Origin of the sequence: Micromonospora sp. CA-244673 (genome assembly GCF_050948395.1) — a bacterium.
In the GTDB taxonomy this organism is placed as follows: Bacteria; Actinomycetota; Actinomycetes; order Mycobacteriales; family Micromonosporaceae; genus Micromonospora.
This window is the reverse complement of sequence record NZ_CP192019.1, coordinates 3,295,229-3,320,188: the sequence shown is the minus strand read 5'-3', so window position 1 is coordinate 3,320,188 and position 24,960 is coordinate 3,295,229. Positions and strand designations below refer to the sequence as shown.

Sequence of the window (24,960 nt, the reverse complement as noted above, 5' to 3'; positions counted from 1 at the left end):
CCCGGGTGCTTTGCGTCGCGAACCGGCGGGATGCACGATGCAGTTATGCCAGGTCAGGTCGAGACGGCTATTCGAGCTCGGGTTGCGGCGGGTACGTGCCTCCCAACGCCGACCGGTCGCGCCACCTTCGGGGTTGACGAGGTTTCCTCAGCTGGAGTGGTCTTACTCCTCGGGGACAAACAGACTCGGACGGTGGTCAGCTGGTCCTGCCTCGAGGGCATCCCGGGGTACCTGCACGGACGCGGCTGGGTTCGCATTGGGGCGAACCGCGATGTTCGCGGCAATCAAGGCACATTGGACGGGTATCTCAAGGAATTCGTCAGACGGCAGACGGCAGACTACTTAGCCGTCGTCCTGGAGCGCGCCGGCGTCGTCGATCTGAATCGAGAACGTCCCGCACGGGTGCGGCTGCGGAGGACGTGACCAGCGTCAAGCTGTGTTCATCGCTCAGGGCACTCGCACAGCTGGTGACGAGCGCCGGGCAAACGCCCCCGGCGTTCTCGGCGGCTACAGGTACGGATGCCGCCGCAAGTTCATTTCGGCTTGGCGCTCACGTGGATTCGGAATCTCGGTGGAGCGGTCGAGCCCCGATCGGCGAGGATCGGGGTGTGCCCGTTCCCGCCCGTCAAATCCGCGCCCGCTACTCGGCCGACACCATCACCGTGTACCAGGCGTATCCCCCGCAGATCGCGCTGCCGGCGGTGGCAGCCGGCCGTTTCGTGGCCCCCTTCAAGCGGGACCGGATGACGTGGATCAAGCCGTCTTTCCTGTGGATGGTGTACCGCTGCGGCTGGGCCACCAAGCCAGGGCAAGAGCGCGTTCTGTCCATCGACATCACGCGGGAGGGATTTGAGTGGGCGCTGGCGGAGGCCTGCCTTAGTCACTACGACCGAGAGCTGCACGGCGACAAGGCGACCTGGTCACGGCATCTGAAGACCAGCCCAGTCCGAGTGCAGTGGGATCCGGAGCGGTCACTGCATCTGACGGCGTTACCGTACCGGTCACTGCAGGTCGGGTTGTCCCGCGAGGCCGTCGACCGGTACGTCGACGGCTGGGTTGTTGCCATCACCGACATCACCCCCATCGTGCGCCAGGTCCGGAACCTCCTGCGGGGCGGCGACGAACAGGCGGCAGTAGCTCAACTGCCGGTCGAGCACGTCTACCCGCTGCCGGATCAGATCGCCGCCGGTCTCAACGCCAGCCCGGACATCATCACCAGCAAGGTGCCCGAGCAGCAGCACGGACAGCGCCCGCCGCGCGGCCGGCCAACGCGCCCCGGTCGCGGCAGATGAGGGTCCCTGGCAAACCCGCCAACAAGCGCTAAGGATCAGGCTGACGACGCCAGGACTTCGGGTGTCGCATATGTGAGGGATTCGTACGACAGGGTTGGGGCCGGTAGATCGGCGTAACAGACAGGGCTTTCGGTCGTGGAGAATCGCCACGTGATTGAGGGAGAATCCGGGCGGCTCAGCGTCGCCGTGCAGGTGTTGTACGACCAGTTGCGCGACAGAGGCGCATGGCCGACGTTCACACAAGTCGACCGCGTCCTTGATCGCCAGTTCGGAATCGAGGACGCGCAGGCTGAGCTCGCCGCGCTTCCCGCCGAGTACCTGCCGCGATCCCGGAGCCGGGCGATCTTCTCGGATACCGACGAGATTCGGTTGACCCTTCGCGGTGTTGCGGCCTGCGCCAACAGCCAGGATGACCTGCAGCTCTTGGTGTCATTTCTGAGATGGGCCGCCGAGCGGGAACGGGCCGATGAGAGTGACGGTCAGGTCGTGGTGTCGAGTGTCGAGTTCGCCACGCATGCCGGACTTTCTCTTGACGCCGACGACAAGGACGATGATCGTTCGGAGTTGCCGGAGGTCGCCGAGGCCCGCGGACGGGTGATCCGGCTCGGTGTCCTTGCCCAAGCCTTGCCGACCTTCTGGAACAGCGCGGGTCGGGCCTCGCAGCAGCGGTGGAGATGGACATTCACTTTGAGTCGCGGTATCCGCCAGTTCCGCCGCCTCGCCGATGTTGAAGAGCTTCTTGAGCGTGATCGAGAGTTCTGGCAGGAGATCCACGAGGCACTGTCGCCTGCGGTCGACTCTTCCGCGGACCTGCCGGTGCATACGGTCGGCAACGGCGCACAAGACGATGCGACTCCCCTCGACGTCCTAGTCACGATCTTGCGTCCCGAGATAATCGACGCCTCCGTGAAACAGCTGCGCAGTGGCCACTTCGACGACGCGATCTTCGCCGCCTTCCGCCGGATCGAGCACGAAGTCCAGCAGCGGACCGGTCTAAACTCGATAGGGGATCGCCTTATCGGCGAGGCGTTTGGTAAGAACTCGGGAAAGCCCCGGATCAGCATCTCTGACCGGCAACGAGACACCGATCGGCTCGTCGAGATCTTCGGCGGCGCTGTGGGCTTACACAAAGGCGATCGGTCTCATAAGGACAGACCCGCATTGCCGTGTCGATCGCGTAGCGAGTGCCTTCGGTTGCTGGCACACGCCAGTGCGCTGCTTGACTTACTAGACCGAGGGGTGGAGCTTGCACCGGCTGTGGTGGGTTACCAGCAGCAAGGTGATCTGCTGGAGTTGTCGGTCCAACGGCTCGGTCCGGAAGTGCAGGTGTGGATCGACGACCAACCGTGCCGTGTCCGGGCAAGAACGGCCGCAACGCTGACGATCGATATCGATGGCATTTCGACTGGACCGCACGACCTATACCTCGTGGCGGGCACACGACAGGGTCCTGCGGTGCCAGTCTTCGTCTCCCACGAACTGGGCAGCGAGAACTGGCATCGCGTGGAGGAGATCGGGATCGAACTGTTCCATGACGAGTCCGGCGCCCCTCATTCAGATTTATTCGGAGTGCGCCTGCACAGCTTCGAGGACGGCCTTCATCTTCACCGGATTTTCCCGACCGACGAGCCCTACCAGGTCGGTGACTACATTCGCTGGTCGTCGGGCGGCAGGTCCATCGGAGCGGTGTGGGCTCACCAGGAAGGATCGACCCAGCTGACCAAGATTTACGATGGGGCCACGTTGTTCGATGGAGCAGTCATCGGCCCCGGTCAGCCCGAACGGACTTACAGACTCTCGCTGGAGCCGGCAGTGGTGCGACTTCGACGGGACGAGAAAACGCCCCTGCGCGCCCTACGCCACGTAACCGACGGCGTAGCCAGCTGGACCGAGCCACTCGACGGCCCCGGCGTAGTGTCAGACGACGAGCGCGTGGCCCACTACAAAGGAGGCGTCGTCACCGCCAAGCATGACGGGACGACAATACTGCGGCTTCACCATGATGGCCTGTACTGCGCTGCCTCGGTCCAGGTCGGCGCTCATCTCAGCGGCGCAATAGCCGAGGTGCTGACAGGGCTGCCTCCTGTGGCTGGCATCGCCTGCATTGGTGACAAGCTCGTAGTCAGCACACGTCAAGGCACCCTTTGGGCCGTCGAGCACGGCAAGTACGAGATCCTGACCTCCGTACCCCTCCTGCCTCCCGCCTACGGCGGCACAGACACAATCGCCGCCGCGACGAACGGCGACCTGTCCATACGAATGCTCGACCGGCGCGGCATCCTTCTTTTGCGTGCGGACGAGCAGTACCGACGCAGCCGCCCGATAGAGCTTCCGGAGGCCCACCTGATCAGCTCCATGTGCTGGATGGGAACCACACTGTTCGTTGGCACTCAGACCGGCGAGGTGTGGCAAGTCGCCGCCGACAGTAAGCAGACGAAATTGGCGGAGGTCGGTGGGTTTGTGGTGGCGCTCGCCGTAGACGATGAACGGGTCTACGTCGCCGCCGGCACACCCCGTCGGCTGCTGAGCTTCCCTCTGAAGGCGCCAGATCAGGTGGAGGACGTCAGCTACCCAGCCGTATCGCTCGATATCACCGACATCATCATGAACGACCAGACACTCTTCCTCACCGACTTTCACAAAGGACGTGTACTCGCCCTTCGCGACTCTCAAACGCGCGAGATTGCCACGGGCCTAAGAAACCCCGGAAGCCTCGCCTGCTCAGGTGATGGCACCGTGTGTGGGTTGCGGCCCGAAACCGGCCGCAACCCACGCATTTTCATTGCTGTTGGCGCTCTACCGGCTAGCTTTGATCATTCTCTTCAGCTCCACCGTCGCCAGCGTATTGATGAGTGCGGCCAGTTTGGGATCCGAGTCTCATACATCACGGCCCAGGTCACCTCGGCGTCGTCAGCGAGATAACCCTCAAGATGGTCGTTGCACACCCGACAGACACGCCTGTCGCTGTACAGCTCAGTGATCCGCCGACTGTCCTTCGTTGCGCGCTGCGGCAAGATGCGGCGCCGGACACCAGGATGACCCGGTCGGCGAGGTCACCACTGACGTTGCTGGCCACGGTCATGTGCAGGTGGAGCAGCCTCGGCTGCTGCTTCGCGCCTGGCCCGTCCGTCCGCCACCCGCGCGTGTCAAGGTGGGTGTTCGTTATTTGGCGGCGCCCAGGGACCGGGTGCGATCGCGTTGCCGGTGACTCCCGATGGCGACTGCCACGACGGCGAGGGCGGCAATGGCTGCTGCGGCGAGGATGTCGCCGGGATAGTGCACGCCGACCCATACCCGTGCGATGCCGACGGCCAGCGCCGCGACTGCCAGGATGACGCCCAAGCGGTGATTCAGGAAGGCGTAGACGCCGAAGGCCAGCGTGAACGCCGCGGTGGCGTGGTCGCTGGGTAGTGATACCCCCGGGTCATGGGGGATCAGTTGGTGGACGTGATGGCTCTGAAATGGGCGCAGCTGGCTGTTCAGGTGCGCCAAGGCGGTAGCCGCGGCGAACGCGAGGAGCAGGGCGCCGCCGAGTTCGAGCACCGGGCGTATCCGTCGGCGGTGCAGTGCCACCGCGACCGGGACCGCAGAGGCCGCGAATATCAGGTACACCAGCCAGGACGCGGCGAACTCCATCGCGTCATCGATGCCGTCGATCCGCCCGGCGGGGCCGTTGATCAGCTCGAACAGTCGATAGTTCACGCGATTATCCTGCCGAACTGCTGGTAAGAAATCGCTGAAAGCGGGTCACCTGTGCGGGGTCGGGCGGCGTAGCAGCCCGTTGGCCGCCAGTTCAATGGTCGTGGCGACGGCGATCGCCTCGACGGCCAGCAGCGCCACCAGGACCAGCAGTTGAGTTGCTCCGGCTTGAACGGGTGAGCCGCCACCCAGCAACACTCCGACGAAGGCACCGGGAAGCGTGACTAGGCCCACCGTGCGGGTCTGGTCCAGCGCGGGTACCAACGCCTGCCCCGCGTGGGGCCGGCAGATCTCGAGAGCGGCGTCGCGAGGCAGTAGGCCCAGTGCCAAGGCTGCCTCGTACTCGCCGTGTCGGTCGCGTAGTTCGTCTAGCGCGCGCCGGCCCGCCAGCGACGTGGCGGTCATCGCCCCGCCGATGAGGATCCCGGCGATGGGGACGACCGCGACCTCGGTCAGCGGTACGGTGCCGGACGCCACGACGAGGGCGCAGATCGGGAGCGCTCCGACCGCGATGGGCGCGAGCACCGGCCAGCCGAGGCGAAGCGAGCTGACCCGGCGGGCGGAGGTGGCCGCCGCGACCAGGACCATCAGCGTGATGAATCCGGCGCTCGCCCACCACGACTGGAGGACGGCGGCGATCAGCAGTGCGACGACGCCCAACTGCAGCACGGCGCGGGCCGAGGCGGTTGCGACGCTGCGGCCGCTGCCCAATCGGCCGATCAGTGCCGTTACCGCCGCGACGAGTACGAGAGCGGCCAGCAGGACTGCGAACATCGGACCGACCCAGACCGCACCGTGATCCATCCCTGCATTCAAGCAGCCCGACTTGACAACTCCCACAGCCTGTAGGAGGTTGGCCGATGAAGGTAAGGCTAACCAATCTGAGGAGTGCGAGTGGCCGGGGTCTTCTTCGCCAGCTATCTCATCGGGCTGCGCGACGGCCTGGAAGCGGCGCTCGTCGTGACGATCCTGCTGACCGTTTTGGCCCGCGCCTCGCGCCGCGACGGCCGGGCGGCGCTGTGGTGGGGCGTGGGGCTGGCCATGCTGGTCGCCGGTGTCCTCGGCGCGGTGCTCACCTACGTCGCCACGTCGCTGCTCGGCGGCGTGCGGCTGGAGCTGTTCGAGGCGGTGACCTCGCTGGTCGCCGTGGCGATGGTCACCTGGATGATCTTTTGGATGCGGCGCAGCGCCCGCACCCTCAAGGCCGAGCTGACCGGCAGGCTCACCGAGGCGCTCGGCATGGGCTCAGGGGCGATAGCCTTGCTGGCTTTCATCGCGGTCATCCGCGAGGGCGTCGAGATGGTACTGCTGGTCTTCTCCGCCGCCCAAGCCGCCGCGCAGACCATCGCGCCGCTGCTCGGCATGATCGCCGGCGCGCTCTGCGCGGTGCTGCTCGGCTGGCTGATGAACAAGGCCGTCGCACGGGTCAACCTCGGTCGGCTGTTCACCTGGACGGGTGTGCTGCTGATCCTGGTCGCCGCCGGCATCGCCAAATATGCGGTGCACGGCTTCCAGGTCGCGGGCGCGCTGCCGGGCGCCGGGAACCTGGCCTACGACGTCTCCCACACCGTCGAACCGGCATCCTGGTACGCCACCCTGCTCGCCGCCACAGTCAACCTCACCCCGAGCGCCACCGTCCTGGAGATCCTCACCTGGATCGGCTACGCCGCCGTCGTCCTCCTGGCGTTCTTCCGCCCGGCCCGCCCGGCGAAAAGCCCAGAGCAGGAGCAGAAAATGGCGCGTTCCGAGGCGGCTGCGTGAGGGCGTCCCGGGCCGCAGCGGCGCTGATGAGCGCCGCCGTGGTGGCCGGCTGCGGCGGCACGCCGAGCGCCCCCGGGACGAGTGTCGTCGCGGTCGCCGCCGACGACACGGCCTGCACGGTTCGGCCCAGTGAGGTGCCGGCCGGGGTGCGGGTGTTCCGGGTCACCAACGGCGGCGCGAAGGTCACCGAGTTCTACGTGTACGGGCCTGGCGGCCGGGTGCTCGGTGAGGTGGAGAACGTCGCTCCGGGCGTGTCCCGTGACCTTCGGGTGGAGCTGAGCGCCGGCGCGCACGAGGCGGTGTGCAAGCCAGGCATGACCGGCGACGGGATCCACACGCCGGTGACCGTCACGGGCACCGCCTCGGCCTCGGCCGCCCGCCGACGCGCGGCTCGACGCCGCCGCGACGGCCTACACCCGGTATGTGCGCGCCCAGGCCGACGACCTGCTGACCCGGACGACGACCTGGGTCGCGGCGGTCAGGGCGGGTGACCTGCCGGCGGCGCGGGCCGGTTTCGCGACGACTCGGGCGCCCTACGAGCGCGTCGAACCCGTCGCGGAGAGTTTCGCCGACCTCGACCGGCGCATCGACGCCAGGGACACCGACCTGGGCCCCGGCGAGGTGTGGACCGGCTTCCACCGTATTGAAAAGGACCTGTGGGGCGGTGGCCGGCCCGACTCGGCGGTGGCCGAGCAGCTGCTCGCCGACGTGACCACACTGCACGGGCAGCTCGCCACCCAGACCTTCAGGGCGTTGGATCTGGCGAACGGCGCGAAGACCCTGCTGGACGAGGTGGCGTCGAAGAAGATCACCGGCGAGGAGGACCGCTTCTCGCACACCGACCTGTCGGACCTCGCGGCCAACGTCGAGGGCTGCACGGCGATAACACGTGCACTGCGCCCAGCCGTCGCCCAGCGTGAACCCGCGCTGGGTCCGCTGATCGACAAGCGCGCGGCCGAGGTCGACGCTCTCGTCGCGCACTACCGTGACCCCGCCGGCCGGTACACGGACTATCAGCGATTGACCCCGGCGCAGGTGCGGGAGCTCTCCGACGCGATCAACGGCTTGGCCGAGCCGGTCAGCCGGCTTGCCGCCGTGGTAAGCCAGCGGTGACCTCCGGCGCGCCGCGACCGCGCGCCGCGCCCAGCACCGCCGCCGTACCGGGGACCGTGACCAGCACGAACAGCCAGGCGCCGATGATGTCGCTCGGCCAGTGCACCACGAGCGCGACTCGGCTGACCCCGACGCTGAGCGCCCACCCGCCGGCGGCGACTGCCAGCAGGATTTTGCTCCACCGGCGTCTGAGCAGCGGCCAGCAGACGACGACCAGGATTAGCGCGGCAGCGGCGGACGCCGTGCTGTGCCCAGACGGAAACGAGTAGCTCGACGCCGACGCGAGTTGGTCGGCAGGACGGGCCCGGGCGACGACAACGAGCACGACCAGCCGCAGGCACACCGTGGCGGTCATCGCGACCGCGGCGAAGACGGCTTGGCGCCACAGGCCGAACACCAGCAGGATCACGCAGCCCAAGGCGGTCAGCGGGCCTAGCACCGCGGTACTGCCGGTCACGGTCAGAGCGGCCATGCTGGTCCGCCAGAGGGGGTGAGCCACCGCCGCGGCATACGCCGCCCTGCTGACCCAGGCGTCGAGACGCGTAACCGGCCCGACCTGACCGGCCACCAGTGCAGCGAGCAGCGCGAACGCCGCCGCCGGACGGCCGACAAGCAGAACAGCGGCGCGGGTTCCGGCGGGAGGGTGGTGCCACTGGCGCAGAGTCACGAGGACGAGACTAACTCCTACAGCTTGTAGGTTCGTGGTGTCGCCGTGGCGGTCGCCGGGGAGGTGTCGGGCTATTCTGGCGGCGGAGGTCGGTGATTGTGACGATCAAGGGCGGGCGGCGACCGCCGGGCACCCTCGAAGCCGAGGTCATGGGGGTGTTGTGGGCCCACGCTGAGCCGATGACGGCGACCGACGTGCAGGCCGCGATCGGCGGTGACCTCGCGTACAACACCGTGCAGACGATCATGATTCGGCTGCGCGACAAGGGCCTCGTCGCGCGACGCCGAGCCGGCCGCGGGCACCTCTACTGGCCGGTCGAGGACGCCGCCACGGCCGCCGCCTCGCAGATGCGCGCGGCGCTGGCGGGCCGCCCCGACCGTCAGGCCGTGCTCCAGCAGTTCGCCGCTTCACTGGAGGAGGCCGACGCCGTCGCCCTGCGAGACCTTCTGGACGCCGCGCGGCGTCGGCGACGCTCATGACGGTCGCGGTTTATCTGCCCCTCCTGCTGGCTCTGGTCCTGGCCTGGTTGGCTCCCAGGATCGCCGAACGCGGCGGACCCGGTCCCGCCGCTCGCGGGCTGACCGCGATCGCGGTCGCCGCAGCAGCCTCGTCCACCTGGTCGCTGGCGATGCTCGCGCTGACCATGTTGGACGACCTGCCACCGTTGGCCGCCCTGGACGACCATCCGACCCTGGAACTGCCCGAGCCCGTGCCGGGGCTGGTCGCGCTCGTCGCGGGACTCGCCCTGCTCCTCGGAGGCGTACGGCTGCTGATCGAGCTGCGCCGTCGCCTGGTCACTCACCGGCAATTACGGGAGGCCGGCACGGCGAAGGACGGCTTGGTCGTCGCCGACTGGTCTACGCCGCTGGCCGTCGCCGTGCCTGGCCGGCCGGGCCGCGCCGGTCACCTGCTCGTCACCACGGGCATGTTGCGGTTGCTCGACGCGGACGAGCGCCGGGTGGTCTTCGCCCACGAGCAGGCTCACCTGGCGCACCGCCACGGCCGCCTCGTGGCCGCCACTGCGGCCGCGGCCGCACTGAACCCGCTGCTCGTGCCGGTCCGCGAGACCGTCGCGTATCTGGTCGAGCGGTGGGCCGACGAGGACGCCGCGGCAGCCGTCGACGACCGCGACCTGACCGCCCAGGCCGTGGCCCGGGCCGCCCTGGCAACCGTCGGGTCTGGTTCGGCTGCCACGCTCGGAATCAACGGTGGCGCCGCGCTGCAGCGGGTGCGGGCACTCACCGAGCCCGCTCCCACACCGCGACGACGGCGGCTGATCGGCCCGGCCCTGCTCGGCGGTGGGTTTCTGACGACAGTCACCGCGGCGACCGTCGAGTTCGTGGCCCTGGTCCGCGCCTGGCTCTGATCTGGGTGGGTCAGGCACCGCGGTCAGACGTCGGCGGCATCGGTCGGGAGGCCGGGATATGTCAGTCTCGTCGCCGAACTGCTCATGTCCAATGCGCGTCAGCGTCGCTCCACGCGGGCGCGACGACCGCGGCGGCGCCCGCGCAGCAACTCGACGCCGATCGGGATCACCGAGACGACCACGATGCCGATCAGGATGAACTCGATGTTGTTCTTGACGAACGCCACCTGGCCCAGGAAGTAACCGAGGATGGTGACCCCGCACCCCCACAGGGTGCCGCCGAGGACGTTGTAGACCAGGAACGTGCGGTAGTGCATGTGGCTCGCGCCGGCCACGATCGGCGTGAACGTCCGCACGATCGGCACGAACCGTGCCAGCACGATCGAGCGGGCGCCGTACTTTCCGAAGAAGTCCTGGGCCCTGGTCAGGTTCTCCTGCTTGAACAACCGGGAGTCCGGTCGCCGGAACAGCGTGGGGCCGAGGCGTCGGCCGAAGAGGTAGCCGAACTGGTCACCCGCGACCGCCGCGATCGACACCAGCAGGCACATCAGCCACAGCGGCTGGTGCAGGTAGGTGCCGTCGGCGACGAGCAGACCGGCGGTGAACAGCAGCGAGTCACCAGGCAGGAAGAAGCCGATCAGCAGGCCGGACTCGGCGAAGACGATGGCCAGGATGCCGATCAATCCGAAGGTGGAGATGAGCCACTCCGGGTCCAGGAACGACGGGCCCAGCGCAAGAGTGTTCGGTGCGGCCAGCATCTGCACGATTTTCTCCTCGACGGCGGGCTGTTAAACCTACACGCCGTAGGTTTTAGGGTCGGGGATCGGTAGCTCGACCCGCAGCGCGGCGCCGTCGGTCAGCGCCTCAACGGTCACGGTCCCGCCGTGGGCGACGACGATGTCGCGGGCGATCGGCAGCCCCAGCCCGGCACCGCCACCCTGCCTGGACCGGCTGCCATCGAGGCGCACGAACCGATCGAAAACGCGTTCCCGGTCGCCAGCGGCGATAGCGGGCCCGTCGTTGCCGACGACCACCTCAGCATGGCCGTCGCCGGCGGCGAGGCTGACGACGACGGTGTGACGGGCGTGCCGCACAGCATTGTCGACCAGGTTGCGGAGCGCACGGTGCAACTGATCGGGATCCCCCACCACTCGCACCGGCTCGACGCCGCCTTCGATGCGCAGGCCGGGATGCTCGACGGCGACCCGTTCCCGCTCGGCGTAGACCAGATCGTCGAGGTCGACCTCGTCGCGGCGCAGCCGCACGGCCTGGTCGTCCACCCGGGCGAGCAACAGCAGATCGTCGACCAGCCGCGCCATCCGGGCGCTCTCGGCACGGATGCGGCGCACTGACCGCGCCGGGGTCTCGGCCAGCCCTGCCGCGTCGAGCAGATCGGCGTTGGCGTGGATCGTCGCCAGCGGGCTGCGCAACTCGTGGCTGGCGTCGGCGACGAACCGGCGCTGAGCCGCCGAGGCGGCTTCGATCCGGTCCAGCATCGTGTTCATGGTCGCCGCGAGCGCCGCGATCTCGTCGTCGGCCGCCGGCACGGGCAGCCGGGCATGCAGGTTGCGCGCGGTGATCGTGGCCGCCTGCCGCCGCATCGCCTCGACCGGGTACAGGGTACGACCGACGAACAGGAACGTCGCGACGCCCACCACGACCGCGAGCAGTGGCAGCCCGACCACCAGCGCCGCGACGATCGCCTCGGTGCCGTCGTCGACCGTGTCCATCGACTCCGCCACCAGCACGATCCGCGAGCCCGTCGGGGTGCTCACCCCGGCCGCCACGATCCGAAACGGCGAGTCCCGCTCGATCTCGAGACGCCGGGTTTCCCATTCACGCTGCCCTACCGCCGGCCGCAGGGCGGATATCGGCGACACGGTAGAGACCGCGTTCGACGCCGCGACGACCCGACCGGCCGGGTCCAGCACTTGAACGACGGACCGTTGCGGGGTGAACGGCCGCAGCGCCGCGGCAAGGGCTGTGGAGTCGCCTGCCGTCAGTGCTGCCGTCACCTGCGTGGCCCGGTCGTTCGCCGATGTTGTCACGTTGTCAAGCAGGATGCCGCGGGCGGTGACGATTAACACGCCGCCTGCCAGCACCGACGCGGCAGCGACGACGAGGCCCGCCGCGAGCGCGGAGCGCAGCCGTACGCCCAGTCGCCGTGCCAGCCTCAGCCGTCGCGCGAGATGGGGTGCCCACATGGCCGTCACGCTAACCACGACCCGCTGAGGACACGCTGAAAGTCACGGTTCAGCGCTTTCTCAGCAGACTCGGGCAATCTAGGTCGGAAGCAGGGAGGTTGCGGATGCGGATGCTCGTCGTCGAGGACGAGGTGGGTCTGGCGGAGACGATCCGTGACGGGCTCACCCAGGAGGGTTTCACCGTCGACCTCGTTCACGATGGGTCCGAGGGCCTGTGGACCGCCACCGAGGCGCCGCACGGCGCGTACGACGCCATCGTGCTGGACATCATGCTGCCCCGGCTCAGCGGCTACGAGGTGTGCCGGCAGTTGCGTGGGCGCGGCATCTGGACCCCGGTGCTGATGCTGACCGCCAAGGACGGTGAGTACGACCACGCGGACGCCCTCGACCTTGGCGCGGACGACTACCTGACCAAGCCGTTCTCATTCGTCGTTCTGATCGCCCACCTGCGCGCCCTGGTCCGTCGCGGCGCGCCGGAACGCCCCGCGGTGTTGAGCGCGGGTGACCTGAGTCTCGACCCGGCCGAACGCCGCGTCGCCCGCGGTGGCACCCCGGTCGCGCTGACACCGCGCGAGTTCGCGCTGTTGGAGTTCCTACTTCGCCACCGTGGCCATGTCGTCACCAAGACCGCGATCATCGAGAACGTCTGGGACGCCCACTTCAGCGGCGACCCGAACATCGTCGAGGTGTACGTCGGCTACCTGCGCAAGAAGATCGACCACCCGTTCGGCCGGATGGCGATCGAGACCGTCCGGGGGGTGGGTTACCGCCTGGCCACCGACGGCGGCGCGTGACGGCGCACCTGCCCCGTCCATTGGCCGTGTGACCGGCCGGGCCAACGCGGGCCTGTCGGACCCCGGCCGGTCAGGGTTCCGCCGCCCTCGGCGTTCGCCGGTCGTGTGCGGTGCGAGAAGGCGCCGTGCTGAGGCGCGGGCGGCGGATGTGGCGCGACGAGTGGGCCGGATCCTGAGATTTCGCTGAACTGCCTGCTGAGCGGTTTTCAGCGATCTCTTAGCACGCCGCTGTCAGCCTTCCGCCATGACCTACATCGCGAATCCTGATGTCGACCGTCCGTTCCGCCGTTTCTTGAGCAAGGCGCCGGAGGTCACCGTCTTCTTCTGGATCATCAAAATCCTGGCGACCACCGTCGGCGAGACCTTCGCCGACTTCCTGAACGTCACCGCCGGGCTCGGCCTGACGCTGACCACCGTGGTGATGAGTGTCCTGCTCGCGATCGTCCTCGTCCTGCAGTTCCGCACCGTCCGCTATGTTCCTGCGCGGTACTGGCTCGTCGTGGTGCTGATCAGCATCGTGGGCACGCTGATCACCGACAACCTCGTCGACAACATCGGCGTGCCGCTCGAGGTCACCACCGTCGTCTTCGCCGTGCTGCTGGGAGCCACCTTCGCCGTCTGGTACGCGGCGGAGAAGACCCTGTCGATCCACACGATCGACACGCCGCGCCGGGAGGCGTTCTACTGGCTCGCGATCCTGTTCACCTTCGCGCTGGGCACCGCTGCGGGAGATCTGGCCGCCGAGGCACTGGGACTCGGGTACGCCGTCGCCGCGGCTATCTTCGCCGCCCTCATCGCCGCCGTCTGGCTCGCGCACCGGTTCATCGGGCTCGGCGCCGTCGTCGCGTTCTGGATCGCCTACGTCCTGACCCGGCCGCTCGGCGCGTCGCTGGGCGACCTGCTCGCCCAACCCGGCGACGAGGGCGGCCTCGGCTTCGGCACCGTGGTCACCAGCTTCGTCTTCCTCCTCACGATCCTGGCCGTCGTCGCGTACCTCAGCGTCTCCAAGCGTGACCAGCCGGCACTGGACGCGCAGGCGCAGCGGGTCAGGACTCGGTCGTGGTGACCCGGCCGGTCGTGGTCATCTCGGCCAGCATCGGCGCCGGACACGACGGCGCGGCACGGGAGCTCGCCCGCCGGCTGACCAGGCTGGGGTTCCCGGTGCTCCGGCTCGACTTTCTCGACCTGCTGCCGCCCGGCCTCGGCTGCGCGCTGCGCAGCACATACGCCCGGCAGTTGCGTACCGCGCCGGCGACATGGGGGTGGTTGTTGCGTGCCGCTGCCGGCCCACGGTTGTCGGCGCAAGCCGCCGCGCTGTCGGCCCGTGCCGCCGCAGGGCGGATGCTGGCCGCGATCGACCCGGCCGCCGCCGTGGTCATCTCCACCTATCCGCTGGCCACTCAGGTCCTCGGACGACTCCGCCGCTGCGGCCGGGTCACCGCACCCACGGCCGCGGTGATGACCGACCCCTCCGTGCACACACTGTGCGTGGCACCGGGCATCGACGTACACCTGGCACCGGGGCTCCCGACCGCCGCGCAGGTACAGAGGCACGGCTTCCAGGCGGTCCCGGTATCCCCGATCGTCGACCCGGCGTTCCGGCCGGTTCACCACAACGCCGAGAAGGCGGCGGCCCGCCGCCGGCTCGGGCTGCCGACCGACGAGCGCCTCGCGGTGGTCGTCGCCGGCTCGTGGGGGGTCGGCGATGTCGAGTGGACCGCGCGGGACACCGCCGCCAGCGGCACCGCCATCCCGGTAGTGGTCTGCGGACGCAACGACTTTCTGCGTCGCCGGCTCGGCCGATCGGGCGACGCGATCGCGCTGGGCTGGGTCGGCACCATGCCGGAACTGCTGCGCGCCGCTGACGTCGTCGTCCACAACGCCAGTGGACTGTCAAGCGTGGAGGCGATGGCCAGCGGCGTACCGCTGATCAGCTACCGCTGCCTGCCCGGGCACGGCGCCGCCAATGCGGCCGTGCTCGCGGCGGCGAACTTGTCGCCCTGGCCACACACCCCACACGAACTCGCTGCTGAGCTGAGCCTGGCCTTGGACGGCAGCGCGATCCTCCGGCAGCGCGCGGCGCTTGCCGCCGCGGCGGCAAGCGCCGATGCGGCTGAGGTAATCGCCGGACTCGCCGGGATCGTCGCCCCGCCCGCCGGGAGCATGGCGGCATGAGGGTCCCCAGTACGACGGCCCGGGTGCTTGCGGCGGCCGCCACAGTACTGACAGTTGCCCACGCCGGGCCGGCACTGGCCGCCGTCGGGCCGCTGCGCCGGCGCCTCCTGCCCGCCACGGCGGGCATCGGCGACTCTGCACACGTGGCCCTCACCTTCGACGACGGCCCGCATCCGCAGGCGACCCCCGAACTGCTGCGGCTGCTCGACAGCACCGGGACACGGGCGACGTTCTTCCTGCTCGGCGAGATGGCCGAACAGCACCCGTCAATCACCCAAGCCATCGCCGCCGCCGGACACGAGATCGCCGTGCACGGATACGAGCACCGCCTCCTGCTCACGCGCCGCCCCGCTGAAACCCTTGTCGACCTGACCCGCGCCACGGCGGTCATCTCGGAGCTGACCGGGATGACGCCGCGTTGGTGGCGGCCGCCCTACGGGATCGCCAGCACCGCTGCGGTCAGGGCTGCCCGGCGCCTCGGCCTCACCCCTGTGCTGTGGAGCTGCTGGGGCCGCGACTGGACACGGCGGGCCACTCCCGACTCAGTCTTCCGCACGGTGCGGCGCGGACTCACAGGCGGCGCCACAGTCCTGCTGCATGACAGCGACCACTGTGCCGCCCCCCACTCGTGGGAAGCCACCATCGGGGCGCTGCCCGCGATCCTGACCACCTGCCGAGCGCGCGGCCTCGACATCGGCCCGCTCAGCGAGCACGGGCTGGTTCATCTATAGCCTCGGCTGCCGGCCAAGCCAGCGGAATACCGAGCGGCTGTCCAGGTGGGCCGTCAGCCGGCACATGAACGACGATCACGCCGAGGACGCGCTGCTCATCTGCCGCACCCTGGGCGGCCAACCAACCGCCACCCAGGCCAGGACCACCAGCCTGGACGCCGACAGCATCGCGTTCGCCGCCATCGTCGGGCGGCACCGAAGTCCCGGTCAGCATCCCGTTCGCTCACCGGCTGACCCAACGGGCGCAGATCCCTCAGGAGCTGGTACGCATGCACCGGGAGGTTTGCACCACCTCGGCACCTCATCACGACCGGCCGGCTGACCGTCGCCCGCCTCACCGATGCCCGACGGTGCGGGCAGCGCTACGGCTCGACGGGCGACGACAGCCGGGTATCCTCATCTGCCCGGCAGCACGCGTGAAGTCGGGCCGTGCGCTGTCACGGCGGCGGGCCCCTCGGATCGATCCGAGGGGCCCGCCGCCGTGTGCGTTACGCCTCGCCCTTGCGGCCGATTGGTTCGCGGGGCGACGGGGTGGTTGATCCGAACTGGCCCTGTCGGGCCAGCAGGACTCGCTTGCGGAGCGGGACCTCGTAGCACCGTCTCGCCGCGGGTCGCAGGCTCTCGCCTACAAGGACAGCGTGCGGCGTGCTCGGGCTACGAGGGACTGCGACGACGAGGCTATCCTGCACTGACTGGGCCTCACCGCTCGAGGTCAATACCAGAGGTCAGAGCGAGCACTTCGGGCGCGGTGAGTACTTCGCCAACCTACACGCAATCTGCTCCCCACTTGCAAGGCCAGGCCATCCGGCGGCTCCTTTTCTGCCAGACGCCAAGGCTCGAGGGTCCACTTTTCAGGAACCAACCCATCCAGCGGCATTTACTACTGCCCAGAGTTGTAGAATACGGTGATCGAAGGCCATTCACCGTATTCATTTACCTCACCATCAGTGTACATCAATCCGACGATTTCAAGTTCGCCCGCCTCAGTGAGGCTGTCGATGGAATCGGCAGCGTGCCGCAGGAGAGCAGCAACATTGCCCTGACCCTCGCCCAGCGGCAGCGAAATCGAATAGTAGCGGCAGGACCAATGCCCCTTGGGGTCACTTACGTCTTTTCCAGGCAACGGGCACTCCATTCTGGATCGCTGCACTATGCGCCTGCAAGGTTCGGGTTGAAAATGCAAACGGTGATGATACACAGGATGATCCCGATCGTGGCTACGGCTTCAGCAGCGCCAGCCGCAGCGTCCGGATTCGGTGCTCGCACCTGCACGCCCTGACCTTCCTCGCCACCGGCCTCCTGGGCCCTCTTCTGCCGCTCACCAGCGCCGTACTGACTCTGCCTCTTCTGCTGATCCCGACTTCCAGCCGCCTTCTCGTTTGTGTCCGTCTTTTTCTTAGCTCGGGCATAAGCCTTCCTGTCGAATGGACGGCCCGCCTTTTTGTCCTCGAGCGCCTTCTTTTCTTCCTGGGTAAGTTGCTCAGTGATGACCCGCTTTCCTCGCGAAGCCATCGCGCATGCAGCATCGTCGTCGTCACATTCTTTCACAGGATCGAGCTGCAGATGCTCGTCCTTCTGCAGAAGCTCCGCGGCTTCCTGACGCGACTCTCTCTCCTCGTTGCTGAGGCAGGAGTCCGGATGAGGGCAACCGCGATGACCCGGGCCACGGAAGGCTCCGGCGTTCGTGCCGCTGCGGTGAATTCGTGCGCGTGTCGTACTTCTTGCATGCGTCGCGCCCCATTCGAGGTTCCGCTTAGTACCACAACCGCGAGGGCATCCGCCGGCTCCGCGCCCGTCGCCCTTCTTCAACGGCCGAGGATCGTAGCCATGGCAGTCGAACTCGAGGCAGTCACTGGGAATCAGGCCCGTGGGATCACTACTGGTCACGGGCGTGTTGTTGGCGTACGAATATCCGTTCCACTGCTGCGGATCGTCGACATCGACTATTGGGTCGACACTAATAAATCGCCCAATCGTGGGGTCGTATTCTCTGGCGCCGAGGTGGGTAAGTCCGGTGGGGTCTTGGGTGCCGCCGACAAAGCTCTTCTCGCCAGGAAAGTCGTTAGATTGGAGGCCGCGAGGCTCGCCGAAGGGCATGATGCGTCGACGTGCGATGTCGAGGTTGGAGGGACTGATGGCGAGTTGGCTTGTGTTCTGATGGTCGGCGACGAGCCAGGTGAGGCCAGTGATCGTGCGTACCGCGACGGTGACGCCGCCGTGCTGGTAGTACCGAGTGCCGTCGATTTGCCCGTCGGCGCTGAGGTGTAGTTCGGTGGCGCCGAGGTAAAGCGTGGTACCGCCAGAGTCGCGCCGGATTAACCGGCTACCGGCGGGGTCGTAGACGTAGCTGGTGTTCTGCCCGCTTTCCACGGTGGTGGCGAGGTGGCCTTCGGGATCCCAGGTGAGGGTTTGGGAGTTGCCGTTCACGGTGCGGGTGGTGGTGTTGCCGGCGTTGTCGTAGTCGTAGCTGTCGGTGCGGGTGGTTTCGCCGGTGTAGTCGACCTTGGTGAGCTGGTGGGGGTCGGGACCGCCCGCAGCGGGGTAGCTGTAGGTGGCGGTGGTGGTGCCGGTCGGGCTATGGCTGCTTTGGGTGCGCCGGTTGCCGACCGTGTCGTAGGTCCACGACAGTTGGTAGGGGTCGGCGCCCGTTCGTTGTGGGGTTTGGCAGGTCCAGTCGGCTTCGGTCCACGCGTCGGTGAGGCGGCGTAGGTAGTCGTAGCGGAAGCATTCGACCTGGTCGCGAGTGCCGTTGGTTTTGCCGGCGATGGCGGTGATGTTGCCAGCTTGGTCGTAGCCGTATTCGCTGGTCGCCTTGTCGTCGAAGGTGCCAGGCGTGGTCTGGTCTTCAGTGTCGACTTGCCTGCTGGTCAGCCGGCGGGTGGCCTGCTCGCGAGTGTCGGTGAGGCGCACCTGTTTGCCGGCGGCGCCGAGTAGGCGACGAGACACGGTGGCGTCCCAGGTGTATTCGGTTGAGGCGACGTAGGTGATGGCGCCGGTGAGGGTGGTGGGCAAGCCCACGTCGTTATACCTGTAAGTCAATGTTTCGGCCGGGAGGCCGCCTACTGCGGGTAGTTCAGTGGCGGCGGGTGAGCCGTCCGGGTTGTAAGTGCTGTTGGTGCTGTAACTACCAGACAAGCCGCCTTCAACGGTGGGGATGGTGACGGTGCTGCCGGTCGGGGCATACAGATCGGTGTAGCCGGCGACTGTGGTGGTGTAGGAATCGGAGCCGACGTGCCGGGTGAACGAGGTGAGCTGCCCCTTGGCCAGGGTGTCGTAGACGTAGGAGGCACGTAGCGGGCCGCTGGTGGTGTCATCGTGAAGTTGGGTGAGCCGGCCAAGGTTGTCGTACACGCGGCCCAGGACTTCACCACGGCCGTCTGTAGTGGTGACCAACTGCCCTGCGTCGTCGTATGACGAGGTAGTGGTGCCGGCGTCGGGGTCGACTCGGCTGGTCTGCCGGCCGAGCAGGTCGTAGCCGTAGCTCCAGGCGTTCCCGGCTGTATCAGTCATGCCGGTGAGACGGTCAACGTGGTCGTAGGAGTATCGAGTCTCGTCGTAGTCGCCACTGGGCGCTGAGCCCTTGTACTGACGAAGGGCAGCCTTCCGGCCGAGGGCGTCGACGATGGTCGTGGTGGGGGCCGCGCCGTCGGGTGGGTCGACAGTGACCCGGTCGCCGTCGTAGCTCATGGCGGTCTGCCACTTCAGCGTGCCCAGCGACCACAACGCCCCGATCGTCTGCCGTTCGAGCCCGTCGTAGGACGCCCGCTGCTGAGTAGCCACGCCGGTGTCGGCGAAACCGGCAAGGACGCCGGAGGGTCCAGAGGCGCTGTTGTAGAACGTGGACACCTTGTTCGCTAGACCGCGGCCGTCGTACTGCGTGTCAGCGATGGCCCGTTTGCCGTCGGGAGCGGCGCTCTGGGTCTGACGTAGCCGCAAAAGCCCATCGTAGATCTCGAAAGAGCTGATGTGGTTGTTGTTGGGACCCAGGGCCTTTGTTTCCACGAAGCTGGGTGCGGTTTTGGTGATGGAATAGGTGTATTCCTGGTTGCCAGTGCCGGAGGTGGACCGGCCTGGGAGCCATACCTTGGTCAGCCTCCCAAGCGCGTCATAGGCGGCGATGGTGGTCTTGTCGTTGGCGTCCGTGGTTGTCTTCGGCACGCCCAACGCCGGGTCGACGGAGGTTGTCGTTTGGTGCGAGGCGGGGTTGGTGGTCTTGTAGCTGGCCAGGAGCCCGTTGGCGCCGTGGGTGTAGGCGGTGGTGGTGGCCCGCCCGAGGGCGTCCTTCACAGTGGTGGGCCGTCCCCACTGGTCGTAGGTCACCTCGCCGGTGGTAATCCAGTTGGGGGTTGACCCGTTGTACTTGTCGGCCTGCTCGGTGCGGGTCACGTCGCCCACAACGGGGAGCGCGGATAGGACCGGGTTGTCGGTGCTGGGCTGGTCGAAGTAGTAGCGGGTGTCGCCGAGGGCGTCGGCGGGGAAGCTTGGGGTGGCCGGGCAGGAAACCGCCTCGGTGTGTTGACTGGCCTGAGGCGAGGTCAGGTAGCGCTGTTGGCGGGCGAGTAGGTCGGCTTTGCCGTCGCCGGTGATGTCTCCGGTGGCGATGAACCAGTCGGTGTCCAGGCCGATCAGGCCGGTGGCCAGGCGCACGCGGGTGGCGTAGCCGCCGGTGCCGTTACCCGCAAACAGCCAGACGCCGGCCTGGTCGGCGGCCATGATGTCGGTCCTGCCGTCGCCGGTGATGTCTCCCCAGCCGAAGGCTTGGCTATAGGCGTCCCAGCCGGAGGCGACGATCTGCACACCGGGGTTGACGCGGCCGGCGCCGGTGCCCGGCCAGATATACAGCGCGCCGTTGGTGTTGTTGCGTCCCAGCACGTCGCTCTTGCCGTCGCCATTGAAGTCGCCTGGAGAAAACAGGTCGTAGTACTGCCAGCTGCTGGTTCCGATTTGGATTGGGTTGGCCAGGTTAGTGGCGTTGTCGTACCGCCACAGCGTGCCGTCTGGCTTGGAAGCGATAACGTCCGGTTTGCCGTCGCCGGTGAAGTCGCCTGGGGAGAAGAGGTCCTGGTAGATGTTCCATCCGCCGTTGCCGATCTTCACCGCGGTGCCGTAGCCGCCGGCGCCGTCACCGGGAGCAAGCCAGAGGCTGCCGTCGGACGGCCGCCGGGCGATCAGGTCGGTCTTGCCGTCGGCGTTGAAGTCTCCGGCCGGAGAGGTCATGTCGTAGCCGGACCAGTCGGCAGCCACCACACTGGGCCGCGGGTTGATGGCTGACGGGCCGGTGCCGTCGAAGCGGCGCAGGTTGGCCGTGGTGTTGCTGGCGTACGTGTACGTGGTGCAGGTTTCGTCGGCGGGTGCGGCGGCGTCGGTGTCCCCTGCGTCGTCGACCTGGGTGAGTAGACCGGTGCTCGGGTTCCAGGTGTTGGTGACGCGGGTCGACCGCCACGTGTTGGTGGCTGCCAGCCAGGTGTAGGTCGACTCCTGTGCGGTGCGGTTGATGTACGACGTGTGCGTGGTCGGGATGGCCCAGTCGCTGCTGAGCACCCGCTGCCCGGTTTGGTGTGACACGGGAGTGGAGATCGTTTTGATCAGAGCCTGGCCACCCGGGCTGGCGTATTCGATCTTCTCGTGAAGGAAGCCGGCTCGCTGCTTGTCGTCGGTGGATACCTGGTTGAGGGAGTTGGTGATAGAGGCTGCCCGGTTCTCACCGCTGTCGGTGTAGTCCTTCGACAGGCCGCGGAAGTACAGATACTTCGTCTGTGTTTGCGGGCCGCTGGATGGACCGGTCGTGACGGTGACGGTGGAGTAGCCACGCCAGTCGGCCCACGACCGCTTCGGCATGAACGACGCCCAGGTGGCCGCGCCGTCGTCGTGGCCCCACAGCACCGGTGTTGACGAGCCGGCTGTGGAGTAGCTGTAGCTGGTGAGGACGTCCGGGGAGCCGCCGACCAGGTCCTTCTCGGTGACGGACTTGACGATGTACTTGTGCCACCAGGACCAGCCCTCGGGGGCCTGCTGCGGGTAGTAGTACTGGGGGAAGCACCGCTTGCTGTTGTTGTCCGGGTCCGGGAACGGCGAGCCGAACTTACAGCCAGGGTCGGTCGCCTCATAGTCGACCTGAATCCGCCCGCCCGTTTCGTTGTCAATCTGCGCGATGCGCCACTTGCGGGGCTGGGCCATCGTCCCCTGCGGGTCGTAGTCGGCGCGCTGGTCAAAACGCACCCCGATGGGGGTGATCGCCGGCAGGGCGATGCTGCCTCCGTTGGCCTTACCGGTACGTGTGACGGTGGCAAGCCACAGTACGGGCGAGGTGCCGTTGCCCGTGGACGGGAACTGGTGCGTCAGATCCCACTGATCCACCGGGTTGTAGGTGGTACCGACCCCGGTCCACGTCTGCGACTCGATCTTGATGAGGCGCCGGGTCGACCAGAACGACGCTGGACCGCACGGGCTCGCCGAGCATGCGAGGTCCCACGGGGTGTCCGGCCAGTTCGCCTTGTCGTGTGTGGCACACGACGAGGTGAGACAGCGATCGCCGGTGCTGAACACAATTCTGGCCGGCGCCGTCGTCGTGCTCTCGCTACCCGCGCGCAGACCGTACTCGACGCGGTCCAGCTGCGCCGCGCGGTCATAAGTGGCGATGGTCGACGTGCTGCCGATGACCCGTTGCTTGTTATACTCCTTTTTGTAGTAGTACACCATCGAGTTGCCGTGCGCATCGACGACGTAATCCAGGTTCCACCGATACGCCATCGCGCAACTCGACGCGGCCAACGACGCCGTCGAAAAGCACGGCTCGCCGCTGTCGTTCGACACCACCCGCTGCCCCTGCACCGAGTTGGTCGGCGTCGTCGTGCCCGGAAGAACAGACTGACCGAAGTAATACTGAGTGCCGTCGCCGGTGGTAATCCGCCACCGCTCGTTGTGCCAGTTCAACGTGACGTCGCTGCCATCATCCGACAACAACTCGACCTTCGAACCGTCATCGTCGGCCAAGCGCCACACCCCATCGCCACCAAGGACAATCTCCGTGGCTCGGCCCTGCCAGGAAATCCGGGCGTTGTTTAAACGCCAACACGCATCCGGCAGCCCGTTCGCAGCCGTCCAATACGTGGTGGTGGGCTCCCTGTCATCCCAGCACGGCCGGTACGACCGCTCGATGAACCCCGGCTGGTAGTTCCACCCCTCCCCCAGCCACGACGGCTGCACGTTCTCACCCGCCGTGCGCCCATCAACCGAGCCCGAGTTGTAGCCCAGCGACACCTCAGGCTCCAACTCCCCGGGCACCGGCGGACCAGAAATGTCGTAGCTCCACGAAAAGTCCGCCGACGAACCGCCAGCCGTCCACTGCGAAGACGCGCTCAAATCCGTCTTCGAATAGTCACCAGTGTCCGACGACGAACCCGTCGAGCTCAACGCCACAACCGTCTGCTCGGCAGCACCGACGGCAGCCGGGCGGTCCAGGCCGGCCGCGGCAGCGTCCTTCTCCGACAAAACCGGAAGGTCCGGCGTCACCTCCACCTCGGCACGCAACACCCCCGCCCGGTAGTCATTAACCGTAGGCAACGGCTTCGCCTCACGACACGCCACCAACTCGGGCGACGTCAACGCGCACGCCGGTAGGGACACCAACTGGAGTCGAGAGTCCCAGTCCCCGCCGTAAGCGTGCCGGAACGCCGAATAGTCCAGCTCAAGCTCGACCCGACCAGCCTCACTTCGGCCATCCGCCCGCGCCACCTTCACCGCCAACGGAAACCCAGCCCGCCGCGACGCCGCCCGATCCAACACCCGCACAGCCACCCGAGGCGGGACAGCGGCATCGCCAGCCGCTCCCGCTGCCGCTTTCGCAGACACCGGAGCAGGGGCGACGGCGACTGGCAGCCCGCCGACCTTCGTTCGGGCGGCAAGCCGCCGCGCCCCGTCGGCCGCAACAGGTAGGTCCACCACCGCTGCAGCCGCAGACGGCCACGACACCGCGGCTGGCTTAAATTTCTCCATGGCCGGCAGCGCAGCCTTCTTCGGCTTCACCGCAGACACCGGCACCGAACGATCCCGCGGCACCGCATCCGCCGACGGCTTCGGCGCCGCCTGCGCCGGCACAAACGGCAACAACGACAAACCCACCGCCACCGCCATCGGCAACGCCCCACGCCGCACCAACCAACCCAGCCGCGCGAACAACCGCGACGAACCCAACCCACCCACCACGTCGCTCCCCCGAATCCACGAGCCAAGTGATCGAGGAGGTTAAGATCACCACCCCTCGGCGTCAAGGCCCGAACACAAATGGTGAGGATGACGCGCCCAGAACCGGACAGATACGGCCGCCCAGCTCACCAAAGGTGATCAACAGCAACACGCCGACCTGCCGCAACCCACGCCTCGGCAACCGGCCGTGATACCTCGCGCCGTCGGGACTAGCCGAGACGTGCCCGATGCCGAGGCGACGAGAGCTTCGCGCTGCGCGAGCAGGACATCGGCTGGCGGTGCACACGGAATCCGCCGGTTCATCCGGAGGCGAAGGCGAGCCCAGGGCGCAGGATGCTGCTCTAACGCCGCGTACCGTCGTTCGGCCATCTAAGGCCAACACAAGCTCCAGGGACCCGAGTCCAGACGCGAGTTGCTGACCTCTCCGGTCTTCCCGAAGAGGTCAGTCAGCGCCATCAACAACGATCATGATGAAGGAGGCGGCCGGGCAGAGGAGACAATCTGGGCACTGATGGAACGACTCGCCCCGCACCGCGAGCCGTCTTCAGCGACAGACCCGGTCGACTGGGCGCGGCAACTGGCTGTGGAGATGCGCGACACACTCTCGGATGTCCGGCGGGCCGCGACCGGAGTGTGGCGTGCGGTCCGCTGCGTCTGGGCGGTGAAGTGTGCGGAGCTCCAAGCCGACGAGCTGGGCGCTCTCGCGTCGGAGCTCGACGCAAAGGTGGTCACCCAAGGAGCAAGCTCTTCTGGTCGTGGGCGAGACCAGGCAGGGCCTCATGCGTCTCTACGAAGTCCTCGAGGACCTGAACAGCATTCGTTAGAGGACCGGACTCCGCCTGCCTCTGGCGGGTCTCGGCGGCGGCTCAAGGACGAGGTGTTCAGGTTGGCCAGCGAGACTTTTGGCCTTCAGCAGGCAATCCGGCGTCTGTTCGAGCCGGCTGACCACACGG

20 protein-coding genes are annotated in these 24,960 nt (G+C 67.6%); 13 read left to right on the top strand and 7 right to left on the bottom strand.

All coding sequences use genetic code 11. The features are described from left to right. Positions 1-192 precede the first annotated feature (192 nt). The 3 genes from ACQP12_RS15435 to ACQP12_RS15425 all read left to right on the top strand — a co-directional run bounded on the left by ACQP12_RS15435 (position 193) and on the right by ACQP12_RS15425 (position 4,214). Complete coding sequence (locus tag ACQP12_RS15435; RefSeq protein ID WP_433288601.1) at positions 193-423, top strand: hypothetical protein; 231 nt, start codon at positions 193-195, stop codon at positions 421-423. A gap of 185 nt (positions 424-608) precedes the next feature. Further along, the gene (locus tag ACQP12_RS15430) at positions 609-1,292 is read left to right on the top strand and encodes a DUF4291 domain-containing protein (protein WP_433288599.1); all 684 of its coding nucleotides are present in this window, start codon (positions 609-611) and stop codon (positions 1,290-1,292) included. 150 nt (positions 1,293-1,442) lie between these two features. Continuing rightward, the gene (locus tag ACQP12_RS15425) at positions 1,443-4,214 is read left to right on the top strand and encodes a TIGR02391 family protein (protein WP_433288597.1); all 2,772 of its coding nucleotides are present in this window, start codon (positions 1,443-1,445) and stop codon (positions 4,212-4,214) included. A 240-nt stretch (positions 4,215-4,454) separates the two neighbouring features. Here ACQP12_RS15425 and ACQP12_RS15420 read toward each other — a convergent pair whose 3' ends face one another. Continuing rightward, complete coding sequence (locus tag ACQP12_RS15420) at positions 4,455-4,994, bottom strand: phosphatase PAP2 family protein (RefSeq protein ID WP_433288595.1); 540 nt, start codon at positions 4,992-4,994, stop codon at positions 4,455-4,457. Positions 4,995-5,039: 45 nt separating this feature from the next. After that, positions 5,040-5,795 (bottom strand): ABC transporter permease, encoded by a 756-nt coding sequence (locus ACQP12_RS15415; protein WP_433288593.1) that lies wholly within the window; start codon positions 5,793-5,795, stop codon positions 5,040-5,042. A gap of 90 nt (positions 5,796-5,885) precedes the next feature. Between ACQP12_RS15415 and efeU the strand changes: the two genes are divergently transcribed. The 3 genes from efeU to efeO are packed head-to-tail and all read left to right on the top strand — an operon-like array spanning position 5,886 to position 7,865. After that, a complete protein-coding gene (gene efeU, locus ACQP12_RS15410; protein ID WP_433288590.1) occupies positions 5,886-6,752 on the top strand; it encodes an iron uptake transporter permease EfeU in 867 nt (288 codons plus the stop codon). After that, positions 6,749-7,243, top strand: a complete 495-nt coding sequence (locus ACQP12_RS15405; RefSeq protein WP_433288588.1) for a cupredoxin domain-containing protein — start codon at positions 6,749-6,751, stop codon at positions 7,241-7,243. The genes efeU and ACQP12_RS15405 overlap by 4 nt, the downstream gene beginning before the upstream one ends. Then, entirely contained in the window at positions 7,176-7,865 is a 690-nt protein-coding gene (gene efeO, locus ACQP12_RS15400; RefSeq protein WP_433288586.1) for an iron uptake system protein EfeO, read from the top strand. Before ACQP12_RS15405 ends, efeO begins: the two co-directional genes overlap by 68 nt. On the opposite strand, the gene ACQP12_RS15395 is transcribed toward efeO, so the two are convergent. Further along, positions 7,831-8,532, bottom strand: a complete 702-nt coding sequence (locus ACQP12_RS15395; protein WP_433288584.1) for a phosphatase PAP2 family protein — start codon at positions 8,530-8,532, stop codon at positions 7,831-7,833. The two genes, efeO and ACQP12_RS15395, sit on opposite strands and share 35 nt — an antisense overlap. A gap of 92 nt (positions 8,533-8,624) precedes the next feature. Here ACQP12_RS15395 and ACQP12_RS15390 point away from each other — a divergent pair, with 92 nt between their 5' ends. Both ACQP12_RS15390 and ACQP12_RS15385 read left to right on the top strand, forming a co-directional pair. Next, positions 8,625-9,011, top strand: coding sequence for a BlaI/MecI/CopY family transcriptional regulator (locus ACQP12_RS15390; RefSeq protein WP_433288582.1), 387 nt, complete (start codon positions 8,625-8,627; stop codon positions 9,009-9,011). Continuing rightward, positions 9,008-9,898 (top strand): M48 family metalloprotease, encoded by an 891-nt coding sequence (locus ACQP12_RS15385; protein WP_433288580.1) that lies wholly within the window; start codon positions 9,008-9,010, stop codon positions 9,896-9,898. Before ACQP12_RS15390 ends, ACQP12_RS15385 begins: the two co-directional genes overlap by 4 nt. 98 nt (positions 9,899-9,996) lie before the next feature. Here the strand turns inward: ACQP12_RS15385 and ACQP12_RS15380 are convergent, their stop codons facing one another. Then, a complete protein-coding gene (locus tag ACQP12_RS15380; protein WP_433289285.1) occupies positions 9,997-10,656 on the bottom strand; it encodes a DedA family protein in 660 nt (219 codons plus the stop codon). A 36-nt stretch (positions 10,657-10,692) separates the two neighbouring features. Continuing rightward, positions 10,693-12,102 (bottom strand): sensor histidine kinase, encoded by a 1,410-nt coding sequence (locus ACQP12_RS15375; protein WP_433288578.1) that lies wholly within the window; start codon positions 12,100-12,102, stop codon positions 10,693-10,695. Between the two features lie 104 nt (positions 12,103-12,206). Between ACQP12_RS15375 and ACQP12_RS15370 the strand changes: the two genes are divergently transcribed. The 5 genes from ACQP12_RS15370 (at position 12,207) to ACQP12_RS15350 (ending at position 16,124) form a co-directional block, all read left to right on the top strand. Next, on the top strand, positions 12,207-12,896 hold the full coding sequence (locus ACQP12_RS15370; protein ID WP_433288576.1) for a response regulator transcription factor: 690 nt from the start codon (positions 12,207-12,209) through the stop codon (positions 12,894-12,896). A 244-nt stretch (positions 12,897-13,140) separates the two neighbouring features. Then, entirely contained in the window at positions 13,141-13,962 is an 822-nt protein-coding gene (locus ACQP12_RS15365) for a COG4705 family protein (RefSeq protein ID WP_433288574.1), read from the top strand. After that, positions 13,956-15,071 carry an MGDG synthase family glycosyltransferase gene (locus ACQP12_RS15360; RefSeq protein ID WP_433288572.1) on the top strand — a complete coding sequence of 372 codons (1,116 nt, stop codon included), beginning with the start codon at positions 13,956-13,958 and terminating at the stop codon, positions 15,069-15,071. Before ACQP12_RS15365 ends, ACQP12_RS15360 begins: the two co-directional genes overlap by 7 nt. Positions 15,072-15,214: 143 nt before the next feature. After that, positions 15,215-15,802, top strand: coding sequence for a polysaccharide deacetylase family protein (locus ACQP12_RS15355; protein WP_433288570.1), 588 nt, complete (start codon positions 15,215-15,217; stop codon positions 15,800-15,802). 64 nt (positions 15,803-15,866) lie between these two features. After that, the gene (locus ACQP12_RS15350) at positions 15,867-16,124 is read left to right on the top strand and encodes a DUF2470 domain-containing protein (protein ID WP_433288568.1); all 258 of its coding nucleotides are present in this window, start codon (positions 15,867-15,869) and stop codon (positions 16,122-16,124) included. Between the two features lie 558 nt (positions 16,125-16,682). Here the strand turns inward: ACQP12_RS15350 and ACQP12_RS15345 are convergent. Together ACQP12_RS15345 and ACQP12_RS15340 are read right to left on the bottom strand one after the other, a co-directional pair. Beyond that, on the bottom strand, positions 16,683-16,925 hold the full coding sequence (locus ACQP12_RS15345; RefSeq protein WP_433288566.1) for a hypothetical protein: 243 nt from the start codon (positions 16,923-16,925) through the stop codon (positions 16,683-16,685). Positions 16,926-16,951: 26 nt separating this feature from the next. Further along, positions 16,952-24,004: an FG-GAP-like repeat-containing protein gene (locus ACQP12_RS15340; RefSeq protein WP_433288564.1), complete on the bottom strand. Its 7,053-nt coding sequence runs from the start codon at positions 24,002-24,004 to the stop codon at positions 16,952-16,954. Positions 24,005-24,960: the final 956 nt, after the last annotated feature.